11 protein-coding genes are annotated in these 13,311 nt (G+C 72.1%); 3 read left to right on the top strand and 8 right to left on the bottom strand.

Annotated features, from left to right (window positions below; genetic code table 11):
• Positions 1–3 precede the first annotated feature (3 nt).
• From BJ992_RS11920 to BJ992_RS11900, 5 genes are read right to left on the bottom strand one after another with little or no spacing between them, the layout of a single operon-like run.
• On the bottom strand, positions 4–912 hold the full coding sequence (locus BJ992_RS11920; RefSeq protein ID WP_184980412.1) for a glycosyltransferase family 2 protein: 909 nt from the start codon (positions 910–912) through the stop codon (positions 4–6).
• A 10-nt stretch (positions 913–922) separates the two neighbouring features.
• A complete protein-coding gene (locus BJ992_RS34250) occupies positions 923–2,224 on the bottom strand; it encodes a polysaccharide biosynthesis protein (RefSeq protein WP_184980410.1) in 1,302 nt (433 codons plus the stop codon).
• 3 nt (positions 2,225–2,227) lie between these two features.
• The gene (locus tag BJ992_RS11910; protein WP_246496608.1) at positions 2,228–3,400 is read right to left on the bottom strand and encodes a glycosyltransferase; all 1,173 of its coding nucleotides are present in this window, start codon (positions 3,398–3,400) and stop codon (positions 2,228–2,230) included.
• A 39-nt stretch (positions 3,401–3,439) separates the two neighbouring features.
• Positions 3,440–4,840, bottom strand: coding sequence for an O-antigen ligase family protein (locus BJ992_RS34245; RefSeq protein WP_184980406.1), 1,401 nt, complete (start codon positions 4,838–4,840; stop codon positions 3,440–3,442).
• A 25-nt stretch (positions 4,841–4,865) separates the two neighbouring features.
• Entirely contained in the window at positions 4,866–5,807 is a 942-nt protein-coding gene (locus tag BJ992_RS11900; protein ID WP_184980404.1) for an NAD-dependent epimerase/dehydratase family protein, read from the bottom strand.
• 508 nt (positions 5,808–6,315) lie between these two features.
• Between BJ992_RS11900 and BJ992_RS11895 the strand changes: the two genes are divergently transcribed.
• Genes BJ992_RS11895 through BJ992_RS11885 form a run of 3 tightly spaced genes read left to right on the top strand, consistent with a single transcriptional unit; the run spans position 6,316 to position 9,729 of the window.
• Positions 6,316–7,311 (top strand): NAD-dependent epimerase/dehydratase family protein, encoded by a 996-nt coding sequence (locus BJ992_RS11895; RefSeq protein WP_343072620.1) that lies wholly within the window; start codon positions 6,316–6,318, stop codon positions 7,309–7,311.
• Positions 7,308–8,342, top strand: a complete 1,035-nt coding sequence (locus BJ992_RS11890) for an MraY family glycosyltransferase (RefSeq protein ID WP_184980402.1) — start codon at positions 7,308–7,310, stop codon at positions 8,340–8,342. Before BJ992_RS11895 ends, BJ992_RS11890 begins: the two co-directional genes overlap by 4 nt.
• Positions 8,329–9,729, top strand: coding sequence for a polysaccharide biosynthesis tyrosine autokinase (locus tag BJ992_RS11885; RefSeq protein ID WP_184980400.1), 1,401 nt, complete (start codon positions 8,329–8,331; stop codon positions 9,727–9,729). The genes BJ992_RS11890 and BJ992_RS11885 overlap by 14 nt, the downstream gene beginning before the upstream one ends.
• Here the strand turns inward: BJ992_RS11885 and BJ992_RS11880 are convergent.
• The 3 genes from BJ992_RS11880 to BJ992_RS11870 all read right to left on the bottom strand — a co-directional run bounded on the left by BJ992_RS11880 (position 9,695) and on the right by BJ992_RS11870 (position 13,068).
• The gene (locus BJ992_RS11880) at positions 9,695–10,378 is read right to left on the bottom strand and encodes an arsenate reductase/protein-tyrosine-phosphatase family protein (protein WP_184980398.1); all 684 of its coding nucleotides are present in this window, start codon (positions 10,376–10,378) and stop codon (positions 9,695–9,697) included. The two genes, BJ992_RS11885 and BJ992_RS11880, sit on opposite strands and share 35 nt — an antisense overlap.
• A 115-nt stretch (positions 10,379–10,493) precedes the next feature.
• The gene (locus BJ992_RS11875; protein WP_184980396.1) at positions 10,494–12,251 is read right to left on the bottom strand and encodes a DUF4012 domain-containing protein; all 1,758 of its coding nucleotides are present in this window, start codon (positions 12,249–12,251) and stop codon (positions 10,494–10,496) included.
• Positions 12,252–12,264: 13 nt separating this feature from the next.
• Positions 12,265–13,068, bottom strand: coding sequence for a fibronectin type III domain-containing protein (locus BJ992_RS11870; protein ID WP_184980394.1), 804 nt, complete (start codon positions 13,066–13,068; stop codon positions 12,265–12,267).
• Between the last annotated feature and the right edge of the window lie 243 nt (positions 13,069–13,311).

Here is a 13,311-nt window from a genome sequence, read left to right as displayed (position 1 = left end):
TGCTCAGTCCGGGCCGGCGCGCCGGTCGGCGAGGAACAGTGCGGTGCCGAGCGGCAGCGCCGCCGCCGCCAGCAGCCGTGCCCGCCGGTTCTCCAGGTCCCTCAGCTGGCGCACCGGCGGGATGCCCAGGTGCAGGCCGCTGCGGACGTACTGCGCGGCCCACTTGGCGAACCTGGCACGTGCGTACGGCCACCACCGGTGCAGGTCCTCGTTCAGGACCGTGGCGTAGAAGACGCGTCGGCCCGCCGCCATGTCGGCGAACGGACGGCGGCAGAGCCGGTCCTCGCCCTCCAGGTGGTAGAAGCGCAGGGGGACGTCGAGGTAGCGGAGCATGCCGCCGACCTGCCGCCACACCAGGCTCTCCGGCAGGAACGAGGGGGTGCCGGTCTCAGGGAACAGATGCCGCCGTAGGACCTCCAGGCGGTCGAACCTCACCCGTTCCTCCCAGCGGTCGTGCGTGTAGAACAGCTCGTGCCACGTGCCGTCCAGATACGGCGCACCTCCGGCGAAGGGCCGTCCGACCAGGCCGTCCTCGGTCACACACCGTCCACCCACGCCGCTGAACAGCTCGCGCGACCCGGCGGGGATGTCCTTCCATTCCTTGCCCACGGTCGCGAGCGCGTCCGGCAGGAGCCGGTCGTCGGAGTCGACCACCCCGGCCAAGTCCCCCGACGCCTCCCGTACCGCACGGTTGTAGGCGACGTGCTTTCCCGCGTTGCGCTCCTGCCGGACGTGGACGACGGGGAAGGGCGCCTGCGCGCCGAGCTCGGCCAGCACGTCAGGAGTGTCGTCGGTGGATCCGTCGTCCACCACCACCCATTCCAGGTCGGCGTTCTGTGCCGTCAGGCTGCGGTAGAGGCGCGGCAGCAGATGGGCACGGTTGTAGGTCGGCGTGAGCACACTGATCTTCATCGGGGTCACCTCATGGTCTGGTGGCAAGGCGCTGTCTGACGCGTGCGAGGATGCGCAGGACCGCTCGCACCTCCCGCGGCCCGGGGACGATCGCGGACAGGGGGAGGCCGGTGGCACGCAGGAACCAGGCCGTCTGCGTCGCGGCGAAGCAGGCGAACGCGATGGAGGAGGCGATGGCGCACCCGAGCATGCCGAACGCCGGGATCAGCGCCAAGGCGAGCGCGGCGTTCAGAGCGAAGGCCAGTACCGCGATCCCCGTCGCCGTGCCCGGCCGGTCCAGGCGCACCAGGTGCGTCCATATCGGCCGGGTGACCGCATAGAGCAGAACGCCGGGGGCCAGCCCGAACAGCGCCACCGCGCTGTCGCGGAACTCCGCTCCGTAGACCAGGGGAATGAGTACCGGCGCGGTCAGGCAGAGCACGGCCATCGACGCCACCCCGACCAGTCCGGCGAGGCGGGTCGCCGTCGCGGTGACCTTGGCGGCGTCCTCGATCTCCTCGTCCGCCTGCCGGGCCAGACCCACCAGGGACAGCGACATGGTGGCCACGCTGACCAGGTCCACCAGGGTCACCGCGACCGAGAACAGCCCGGCGGTGGCGGCCGACTCGGTGGCGTTGAGCACCAGCACGTCGGCGCGCATCAGGATCTGCACGGCGACCAGGCCGATGTGGTTGCGCAGGCCCAGCGTCACCGTGCGCACGGCCAGGCCGGTCTCCCGGCACGCCACGCCGAACCGGCCGAACCGCACGAACAGGGCGAGCGTGACGGTGACCGACAGCACCCAGACGCACACGGCTCTCGCTATCGTCAGCGACCCCGCGGCCGAGCAGAGCGCCAGCAGCGCGAACTGCGCCGCGGACCCGCCGAACGAGCCCCAGGTGGCCAGGCCGACGCGGCCTTCCAGGCCGAGCGCCGCGGTGACGTAGGTTCCGGTCACGTTGATCGGCACGGTGAGCAGCACGACGGCCAGCAGGAGCGGCTCCCTCAGGCTCGCGCGGTCCCCCATGGCCACCGCCGCGGCGGCCGCGACGAGCGCGGCCGCCGTGCCGAGCACGGGGCCGAGCAGGAGGCAGTTGGCGCGCAGCGCGGGACGCTCGGCCTGCCGCTGCCAGCGTGACACCATCGCCTGGTCCACCGACAGGTTGCCGAGGAAGTACGAGCTGATCGCGACCGACAGCAGGACGTAGTACGTGCCCCGGCCGGAAGGAGCGAGCTCCCTGGCGAGGATCACGCCGCTGCCCATGGTCATCGCCAGGGTGGCGGCCCGCGCCAGCAGGGTGCCGAGCGCCGCCGTACCCCACCCGCTCGTCACCGGTCATCCCCCCTCGGCTCGCGCGTGCGACGCGGCGGCCGGGCCGGCGGGCTCCCAGCCGTGGGCCCGCGCGATCTCGGTGTAGACGGCCTCGGTGTCGGCCACCAGGCGGGCCGCGCCGAACAGCCGGGTGGTCCTGCGGCGGGCCGCCTCCGCCATGGACCGGCGCAGCGGCTCGTCCGCCAGGAGCCGGAGCACGCAGGCGCTGAGTTCCTCGACGTCCGTGGCGGCGAGCAGCCCGGTCACCTCGTGCTCGACGACCTCCGCCACGCTGCCCACCCGGGTCGCCACGGCCGGCACCCCGGCCATGCCGGCCTCGATGAGCGACAGGGGCATGCCCTCGTTGTCGGAGGTGAGCAGCACCAGGTCGCAGGCGGCATAGACCTCACCGACCTCCGCCCGCCAGCCGAGGATCCGCAGCGCTCCGCCGAGCTCGCGTGCCGCGTCGGCCAGCAGACCGCTCAGCTCCCCCGAGCCGCAGACGAGAAAGCGGACGTCGCCGCGGACGGCGCGGACCGCTCGCACCACCTCCAGGAAGCGGTCGGGACGTTTGATGGCGGTGACCCGGCCCACGTAGGCGACGACCGGCACGTCCGGCGGCAGGCCGAGCCGCCGCCGGGCGACGGCGCGCTCGGGGACGTCGCCGACACCGGTGCCCGGGGGCATGACGACGTACTGGCCAGGACGGCCGACGCGGTGAGCGAGCAGGTCGTCGCGGACCCGGGCTCCCACGGAGAGCAGCCGCTCCGACCGCCGGGCGAGCACCCGCTCCAGCCCGGCGACGAGCCGGGTCGTGGCCGGCGAGAAATACCCGTTCAGCAGGTGCCCGTGGAAGGTGTGGACGATCGCGGGGCGGCGGGTGAGGATCGCCGCCGCGCGCCCCAGCGCGCCGGCCTTGGCGGTATGGGTGTGCACGATGTGCGGCCGGAACCGGCGCATCTCCGCCACCAGCCCGGTGAGCGCCCCGAGGTCGTCCAGCGGGCTGACCGACCGGCCGAGCCCCGGCACCACGCGTGCGTCCAGGTCGGACTCGCACAGATCGAGGAAGTCGGCCTCGCCCTCCTGCACCTGGCCCACGTAGAGCCGCTGTTCGAAGCGGGCCGGGTCGAGGTGCCGGCACAGGGCGGACACCTGCCGTGCGGGTCCCCCGACGTTCATCCGGGCGATGATCCGCATCACCCGGATCCTGTCTTGCGATCGCATCCGATCCCTACCTCACTCCACGGCCGCGGCCGGAACGGACAGAGAGCTCCGGTTCACCGGCCGCCCGGCCGGCGAACCGCGAGGTTCACGACATTCGACGGCGGCGGGTGATTCGCCGCGATGGGTGCGCATGGCCAGCAGGCAGGCCAGGCAGACCCAGAGGTACGACGACCAGGCGGGGTGCGGCAGCATCAGGTCGGTGCCGATCCACGCCATGGACGAGACGACCACCGCGCGCACGACACCCGCGTCGCCCGCTCTGCGCGGCCGCACCCCGCGCAGCAGGATGACCAGGAGCAGCACCAGCGCCGGGATGCCGTTCTCGGCGGCGACGCGCAGGTAGTCGTTGTGCGCGCCGCTGCGCTCCCCGGATCTCGGGGCGTAATCGATGAGCTGGACGAGATTGCCGTACCCGACGCCGCGAAGCGGGTGCTCGACGATGAGCCGCAGGGAGAAGTCCAGCACCTCCCAGCGTTGAACGTCACTGGAGATGATGCTCGCCTCGTTGCGCCAAGGCGTCAGCAGCTCGCCAAACCCCACGCCCCAGCTCACCGAGGCGACGGCGACCAGGGCCGGCGCGGCCAGGACGGCGAGGCGCACCACCGGCGGACGGCCGGTCACGAGGACGAAAACGGCGCCGACCACCACAGCGAGCACCCCCGACCGCGACTCGGAGGCCACCACGCAGGCCAGGCACACGGCGGCGGGCACCAGCCAGCGCACGGCGCGGCGGGTACGCGCCAGGGCCAGGCACGCCACCACGGCCGGTCCGTCGACGACACCCAGGCAGGTGGACAGGTAGGTGAGGGTGCGCAGCCGCTCGCCGCTCTGGTAACCGCAGGCGAGCGCGAACAGCGCCACGGCGACCGCGCTCCAGACGAAGGCGTGGACGACGACCACGGGCCGCGGCCTGACCATCACGACCACGGCGAGCATCAGCAGGCAGACGACCAGACCGGGGAAGTGGCGTCCGCCGGCGTAGCGCAGGGAGAACTGCGCGGCGACGGCGACGGGGGGAGCGAAATAGCCGGCCAGCACGATGACCGCCAGTGCGGCGATCGGCAGGTGTTCGACGGTCGGCCTGAGCCCGCCCAGCAGCGCGCGGGCACCCACGGCGACGGCCAGCACGATCACACACCCGGTGACCGCCGCCGCGGTGAGCTCGACGTACACCAGGTCGCCGCCGAAACCCAGTTCCAGCACCATCGGCACCAGCAGGCCGATCGGGATGAGCGCCACGCTCGCCGCGCGCGGGGAGGCGAACGCCAGCACCGCATAGGCGATGTACGGAAGGGCGACCAGCAGCCGCTCGTGGCCGGCGAACACGATCAACGCGGCCCCCGTGAGCGCCACGCACAACGACGCCTGAAGGATGTCCGCCGTGCCGAGCCGGCTCACCGATCGCGGACCCACCGCCCGACCGAGCCGGACGAGCGGGTCAGCCGGCAAGGCGACCGCTCTCCGTGAACCAGTCCAGCGTGTGCCGCAGACCGGTCGCCAACGGGACCGGCGTGAGGTCGGGGAACAGCTCCCGCAGCCTGCGGTCGCAGCCCTGGGAGTGCCGGATGTCGCCGGTGCGCGCGGGCTCGTGCACGACCTCTACGGGACGGCCGGCCAGCCGGCCGACCAGGTGGGCCAGTTCGATGACCGTGGTGCTGGTCCCGTAGGCGAGGTTGACCGGCGCGGGGGAGACCAGCCCCCGGAGCAGGGTGTCCACGATGACCTCCACGACGGTGCCCACGTAGGTGAAGTCGCGTGACTGGCCGCCGTCGCCGTGGACCCGCAGGGGCTCTCCGCGCAGAGCGGCGGCGATGAACGCCGGGACCACGGCGGCGTAGGCGTGGCCGGCGGGCTGCCCGGGTCCGTAGACGTTGAAGAAGCGGAAGACCAGCGCCGGAACGCCGAAAGCGGCGCCGTAGGCCAGCGCGTAGGCTTCGGCGGCCAGTTTGCCGGCGCCGTAGGGGCTGATGGGCACGGTGGGCACGGTCTCGTCCTTCACGTCCGCCGGGGCCGCGCCGTACACCGAGGAGGACGAGGCGACGATCACCGGTGCGCCGGAGGCGCGGCAGGCCTCAAGGACGCACAGCGTCCCGGTGGCGTTGACCTCGTGGCTGTCCAGCGGCGCCGCGATGGAACGGGCGACGGACGGCCGCGCGGCCAGATGGACGACGGCGTCGGCCTCGGCGACCAGTTTGGCGACCGTCTTCCGGTCGAGGATGCTCCCGATGACCAGCTCGGCGCCGGTGCCGCGCAGGTTGTCCATCGACCCCGAGCTGAGGTCGTCCAGGGCCATCACCCGGTCGAACCGCGGGTGCGCGCCGAGCGCCTGGCACAGGTTCGAGCCGATGAAGCCCGCTCCCCCGGTCACCAAGACCTTCACGCCTGCCCCCCCGCCGATGACGCACATTGGTCGCGCCTTTTGGACCGGCCCCGGCACATCGCCGCCATGCCCGCGCACCGCCTCCGCGCGCGAGGGCTTTCAGGGAGGTCGAAAAGGTTCATGGCGCAGGACGCTACCGGGGACGGCCGGAATACTGCGGAAAGGACACGGATCCGATCGGCCATATGAACCGGGCTTTGCCTGGACCGACAATTCCACTGAACCCTTTTCGACCGAGGTCACGGCCTGCGGTGAGCAGGGGCCGGGATGACGTCGTGTCCAGGTCGAGGTTGGACGACATGGCGCCAACCCGCGAGGACCGGCGAAAACACGTCCTTTTCCGACTATGCGCGAACAAAGGGTTTCGCTCGGCAAGCGGCGCTGAAAATGCCCGCCAAATATACGCAAGACGGCGGACGGCTGCGGCCCGGCGCCAATGCGCCATCTATAACGTTCCGCTGTTCCCTAAATGCGACACGTCGACCGGGTGTCCGACAGAGGAGCCATCTTGACTGCAAAAGGCATGCATTTCCTGATCACCGGCGGAAGCGGGTTCATTGGCTCACATCTCATCGACGCTCTGCTCGGCGATGGTGCTTTCGTAACGGTTCTCGACAACCTCTCCACCGGCCGCCTGGCGAATCTGGCCCACGTCGTCGCCGATCCGCGTCTGCGTTTCGTGCAGGGGTCGGTGCTGGACGAACTGGTCGTGGACGAGCTGGTCCACCGGTGCGACGTCGTGGTGCACCTGGCCGCGGCCGTGGGGGTCAAGCTGATCATCGAGGAACCGCTGAAGTCGCTCACCACCAACATCCGCGGTTCTGAGATCGTGATCGAGTCCGCTCACCGCTACCGCAAGAAGATCCTGGTGGCCAGCACCAGCGAGATCTACGGCAAGAACTCCACCAGCCCGCTGCGCGAGGACGCCGAACGCATCCTCGGCACACCCTCGGTGGTGCGGTGGGCCTACAGCACGGCCAAGGCCGTCGACGAGATCCTCACCAACGCCTACCACCGGGAACGCGGCCTGCCGACCATCATCGTGCGGCTGTTCAACACGGTCGGTCCCCGGCAGAGCCCCGCCTATGGGATGGTCCTCCCTCGTCTGGTGCGGCAGGCGGTCGCCGGCCTCCCGCTCACCGTCTATGGCGACGGCACCCAGACGCGCTGTTTCACGCACGTCGCCGACGTGGTGGACGCCCTGATGCGGCTGCTGGACCACGACGGCGCGGTGGGCCAGACCTTCAACGTCGGCTCCCCACGCGAGGTGAGCATCCTGGAACTGGCCAAGCTCGTCATCGAGTACACCGGCTCCACCTCGGCGGTGGAGATGATCCCCTACCACGACGCGTACGAACCGGGGTTCGAGGACATGGTGCGCAGGGTCCCCGACACGGCCAGGCTTCGCGCGCTGACGGGGTGGGAGCCGCGGCTGACCCTGGAGGACGTGCTGATCCAGACGATCGCGGAGGCCCGCGCCGAACTGGCTGCGTTGCGGCGGTGAACGGCATCACCTTGCTGCTCGCGGCCGTGTCCTGCTTCCTGCTGTCGAGCGGCGCCACGACGGTGCTCACCCGGCTGGCCCTGGCCTGGGGCATCACCGACCGTCCCGGCGGCCACAAGGCCCATTCCCGTCCCGTCCCGTACCTCGGAGGCGTGGCCATCGTGCTCGGCACCATCGTGCCGGTGATGTTGCTGCCGGACTTCCAGGAGCGCCGCTGCGTCGTGATCGTCATGGCCGGCGTCGCGGTCGCCGTGCTCGGCCTGATCGACGACCTGTCGCCGTTGTCCCTGCGCGTGCGGCTGGCCGTGGAGACGCTGGCGGCCGGCGCAGTCGTGCTGAGCGGGGTCGAGGTTCCCTTCACCGGCGGATGGGTGGACGGCCCGGCCACCGCGGCGTGGATCGTCGTGATCGGCAACTCCCACAACCTGCTCGACAACATGGACGGAGCGCTCGGCGCGGTGGCCGCGGTGAGCGCCGCGGTGCTGGGGCTGACCGCGTCCCTGCGGTCGGAGCCCGGGCTGGGACTGCTCCTGCTGTCGCTCAGCCTGGCCAGTCTCGGGTTCCTGCGGCACAACTGGGCTCCGGCGAAGGTGTTCATGGGGGACGCGGGCTCGCTGTTCATCGGCTTCGTCCTGGCGTCCTCGGCCGCCCTGCTGGTGACGGGGTCCAGCGCCGCGACCGGGATCGCGGGGCTGGTCCTGTTCACCTTCGTCGCGGTCGTCGACACCGGCGTCGTCCTGGTGTCCCGCAGACGGGCCGGCCGGCCGCTGCTGAGCGGGGGAACCGACCACCTGTCGCACCGCCTGCGCCGCCTCGGGCTCGGCACCCGGCTCACCGCGGTCACCCTGGCCGGCGTCTCCGCCATGACCGGCGTGCTCGGCCTGCTGATCGTGCTGCACCGGCCCCCGGCGGTGGCCGTGACCGTCGTCGCGGTCGCCGGCGCGCTGGCGCTCATCGGGCTGGCCCAGAAGGTGCGCGTCTATCCCGCCGTCCTGGCCGACCATCCCTCGAAGATCCGTGAAAGGCGCTGATCCGGTGGACCTGCTCTCCTACCTGCGGCTGGCTCGCCGTAGCTGGCCGGTCATCCTCCTGTCGTTGGTGCTCGCCACCGCCGCTTCGTTCCTGGTGACCGCGAGGACGCCGCCGACCTACGCGGCGACCGTGTCCATGGTCGTGTCGGCCCACGACGAGGGCAAGACCAGCACGGCCACCGCCTACCAGGCGGCGCTGCTGTCGGTCCAGCGGGTGAAGTCCTACGCCGCGCTGCTCACCAGCCGCAAACTCGCCGCCCGGGTCGTGTCCGGAGACAAGGAAGCCCGGCGACTGGCCGAGAACATCACCGCGGATGTGGTGCCGGACACGGTGATCCTCCGCGCCACGGTCACCGACCGCGACCCCGTGCGCGCGGCATGGCTGGCGAACGCCGTGGGGACGCAGTTCACCCGGCTGATCGGCCAGATCGAACGCCCCGCACCCGGCGATCCCGCCACCGTCAAGATCACCCTCCTCGACAAGGCGGAGGTCCCGAGCAGTCCGGCGAGCCCTCGGCCGCTGGTCAACCTGGCGATCGCCTTGTTCGTCGCCTTGCTTCTGTCCTCCTGCGCGATCGCCGTGCGCGGGATCATGGACACCGCGGTCACCACGGTCGAGGAGCTGCGCGGGCTGGCGGACGGCCCCGTCCTCGGCGTGATCGGATACGAGCCCGACGCGCGGCGCCACCCGCTGATCGTCCGCCATGAGGGCCGGTCGTCGAGGGCGGAGGCGTTCCGCTCGCTGCGGACGAACCTGCGCTTCCTGAACGTCGACGGCGCGCCTCGCTCACTGCTCGTCACCAGTTCCCTGCCGGGCGAGGGCAAGACGTCCGTCGCGGCCAACCTCGCCATCGCCATGGCCCAGACCGGATGGCGGGTGCTGCTGGTGGACGCCGACCTGCGCCGGCCGAGCGTGCCGTCCTATCTCGGCATCGAGGGCGCGGTGGGCCTCACCGACGTGCTCCTCGGCGACGTGGACCCGGCAGACGCCGTGCAGAGCTGGGGGCGGCCGAGCCTGTCGGTCCTGCCGAGCGGCAGGATCCCGCCGAACCCCAGCGAGTTGCTCGGCTCCCAGGGGATGCGCGGGCTGATGGACCGGCTCACCCAGAAGTACGACATCGTGATCATCGACACCGCTCCCCTGCTGCTCGTCACCGACGCCGCCGCGCTCGCCGCGAGCTCTGACGCCGTGCTGCTCGTCGCCCGGTACGGCAAGACGCGGCGGGAGTACGTGACCCGGGCGGCGGAACTGCTGGCCTCGGCCAACGCGCGCCTGGCGGGCACGGTGCTGAACTTCGTGCCCCGCAAGTCCGGCGAGGTCCACTACGGGTACAGCGAGTACCAGGCCAACGTCAGCGAGGAGCGGGCCCCGCTGGTCGGGGTGTGACCGGCCCCGTCACCATCGACAGCGGCACCTCAAGCGCCTGCCGCACCGCGCGGACCGCGGCGCGGTAGGCGCGGGGCGGTCCGCCGTAGGGGTCGCCGATGTCGGGCCGGTCCACCGGGATCACCCCACGCAGGTCCCGTGCCTCGGCGAGCAGGGCATGCGCTCGCCGCACCGGGTCGTCGTACGCGGTGACCAGGGCCGGGGGGACGGCCGCGGCCAGAGCGCCGAACTCGGCCACCGTGAAGACCCGGTGGGCCGCCGCCGGGCACGCGGAGACGATCCACGCTCGGTGGGTCAGCGCGGCGGCCAGGACGAGGTCCGCCTCCTCGATCAACTCGGTGGTGAGCAGGCGCGGCACCCGCTCCCCGGCCCCGGCCACACCGGCCTTCTCCAGCGCACGGACCGCCTTGGCAGGCAGCCTCCCCCCCGGCACGGCGTGCGTGCCGGCGCTCTCCGCCACAATGGCCGGATGGCCGGCGAGCGCGGCCCCGGCGATGCGTTCGGCGGCCGGCGAACGGCACAGGTTGGCCGAGCAGACGAACAGGACGCGGAAGACCCCCGTGCGGGAGGCCGGCGTCGCGCGCGCGTACGTCTGTCCGACCGGCCGTCCGGTCTGCTCCCGCATGGGTGTCTCTGGGAAGTGCGTCATGGGGCACACGCTAGAGCGGCCTCCCAGGTGGCAAGTGGCGACGCGCTTTCGTTTGAACCTTTCTCAACCTGGATGACGGCAGGGCCTGGTGCGACCGGTTTCGGCGTCCGGCCGCTCAGGGGGTGCAGCCGCGCCGGTCCGCGCTGATCCGGGTCAGCTGCGGCCGGGTCAGCGGTTGCACCGGCACACGGGGGGTGACGGCCGTCGCGGGCTCGGCGAAGTCGAACTCCAGGGTCCTGGACTGGCGTGGCCGGAACTCCAGCACGGTCGAGTAGACCGGGTGGGACCGCTCGGTCTCGCGCAGCACCGCCACCGATGCGCCGTCCACCCGCGCCGCCTTCATCCGCGCGCCGACCCCGGCGTACAACGACACCCACAGCCGGTGCTCGGCCCTGCCGGTCGCCTGGCCCGCGGGGGCCGCGGTGACGTAGGACGGCAGGCGGTCCGCCGGCACGTCGTTGGTCAGGCGGACGCGCACCGTCGAGTCGCGCCGTCCGTCACGGCAAGGACCGAGCCGGTAGTCCAGTGACCGGCTGAGGTAGTAGTCGAGCTTGTTGCCTCCAGAATTGTTCACCACCAGGCCCGCGAACGGGCCGGGAGAACGAGGCAGTACTCCGCCGAGTGAGGTGGCGGCCAGGCGGCGCTGCTCGGCGGGCCGGCGGCTCCAGATCTGCACCCGACGCTCCTCCACCATGGGCTTGGCGACCGGCAGCAGCCGCGCGGGATCGAGATACGTCTTCGGCAGCGCGGCGCGCACGGCTTCGGCGATACCGAGCAGGAAGCGCTTGCGCGTCACGGGGTCGGGGAAGCGTTCGTAGGCGGAGCGTTCGGTGAGCTCGACGACGTTGTCGGCGCGTACCCGCTCACCGTCCGGGAGTCGCACCGGGCCGATCAGGCCGAGCAGGTAGGACAGCGCCACCGGGTCGATCGCGACGGCGCCGTCCAGCCGCCGGCCGGTCCGCCGCTCGTACAGCGCGATCCAGGTCGAGGCGGCGTACGGGAAGTGCGGGGAGAGGTTGGAGACCGACAGCAGCCGCACCGCGCCGAGACCGTACCTGGCGCGGAACTCGTCCCCGTGGTCGGTGACCGGCGTGCCGGTGCCTACGAGGTCGTTGTTGGAGCTCAGGCGCTCGATGGACAGGACACCGCCGCGAGCCTTGAGCACGCCGAACGCGCCGACCAGCCCGCCGGTGCCGCGTGCCTCGGCGTTGGTCTGGAAACCGAGGAAGTAGCGCCGTGTACCGTCGAGGCCGAGCATCGGCGGCAGCAGCTCTGCGGTCGTGGCGGCGGCGGACACCAGGCCGCGCAGCCGTTCCACCTCGCGAAGTGCCATGGCCCTCGCCTCGTCCACCTGTCCCGAGCCGGTGCGCGCGGGGGTGGCGGCCAGCAGTGCGCGGGCCCGGCCGATCCGTCCGGCGGCTCGCGAGAGCACCGGCGCCGCGGTCCTGATGTCGGCCAGCGCGCGGCGGGTGCCGGCGGCGGAGCCCGGCTCGGCCGCGGTGAGCGGCGTCACGGCGTCCAGCACTTCGCTCATCGCGCCGGTGACCTCGGCCGCGGACACGGCGAGGCCCCGCACGGTCGCCGCGGCGTCCCCGAGGAACGGCAGGTGCGTGAGCAGCGACCAGGCGGGGCCTGTGGTGAGGCGCCGGGCCTCGGCGGTGTGGTCACGCGCCTCAGCGAGCGCCACGGTGACCCGGCCGGCGTCACGCGCGCCGATCAACCCGCGCAGACGCGCGAGTGACCGGTGCGCGGCCTCCAGGTGGTCGCGCGTGCTCAGCCCGAGATGGACCGGCCAGCCCACCCCCGCCACCAGCGTCACGGCGAGGACGAGCAGGCCGGCCCGTACGGTCCGGCGGCACCGGGTCGGCGGCACGGGCCGCGTGTCGCTAGCGGGCTTCCGCGGACCTGCGCCGGCGGACGGCGACGACGGCACCCGCCGCGCCGGCCAGCAGCAGCACACCGCCGGCCCCGGCGAGCGCAGCGACCGGCGCGCCGGTGAACGGCAGCGTCCCCGCGATCACGCCGCCCTTGGGCCCGTGACCGTGCTCGCCGCGCTCACCCTGCTCGCCGCGCTCACCGCCGCCGTGGCCACCACGGCCGCCGTCGCCGGCGTACGATTCGTCGTACTCGCCGGGACCGCCGTACAGGTCGTCGTAGCCGCCGCCTCTGCCACCGCCGCCTCTGTCATCACCCTCCTCGTGCACGAGGAGGGTGTTGCCGCCGATGAGCTCGTCGTGGCCGTCGGAGCGGTGACCCCCGCCCTTCTCGTGGCGCACCAGCTCGCGGACCGGCTCCCTGCCGGGACGGGTGACGATGTTGCTCGGAGCCGACACCTTGCCCGCGGCGTCACGCGCCTTCACGAAGTACGACACCGTCACCTCCGGCGGACGCCGGTCGGTGAAGGTGAGCTGGGTGGCCGGGACTACCGCGATGAGGCGGAACGGCGAGGTGGCGGCGAAGATCTCGTACGCCACCACACCAGGTCCCGGCGGGTAGATCGGCAGGGCCGTGGACGGACCCCAAGTCAGGATGATCAAGTCGGGTGGCGACTCGGTCAGCGTCAGGTTCGTCGGTGCGGTCGGCGGCTGCGTGTCGGGCTGCCGCCACGCCGAGGCGTGCGCCGCCTGTGGCACAGGAGCGGCTCCGGCGTTCGCAGCCGTGCATGTCGCCATGACGCTCGAGACGGTCACGGAAAGTAGCAGAGGTATCGCGTAGTTCTTGCCAGCCATTCAATTCTCCCCGATGGGCGACGATCCGAGCCGTTGAGAGCCTCGCCCGGAAATCGAAGTCGACGTGCTCTTTTGTAGTCGTCGCCCGAACCGGGATGCCGCGACCGCGCAGGGCCTTTGCTGAAAGATCGCTCGCTTTCTGCTCGAACTGGACGAAGAAGGCCCCTGCCGCGGGGGTGGTACGCGGCGGGGGCCTTCTATGGG

The sequence above is a fragment of the Sphaerisporangium rubeum genome (genome assembly GCF_014207705.1).
Lineage (GTDB): Bacteria > Actinomycetota > Actinomycetes > Streptosporangiales > Streptosporangiaceae > Sphaerisporangium > Sphaerisporangium rubeum.
This window is presented reverse-complemented; position numbering and strand designations above follow the sequence as displayed.

Coding starts and splice junctions, on each gene's coding strand:
- BJ992_RS11910 (WP_246496608.1), bottom strand. CDS start 3,400: ATGCGGATCATCGCCCGGATGAACGTCGGGGGACCCGCACGGCAGGTG.
- BJ992_RS11920 (WP_184980412.1), bottom strand. CDS start 912: ATGAAGATCAGTGTGCTCACGCCGACCTACAACCGTGCCCATCTGCTG.
- BJ992_RS11880 (WP_184980398.1), bottom strand. CDS start 10,378: ATGACGCACTTCCCAGAGACACCCATGCGGGAGCAGACCGGACGGCCG.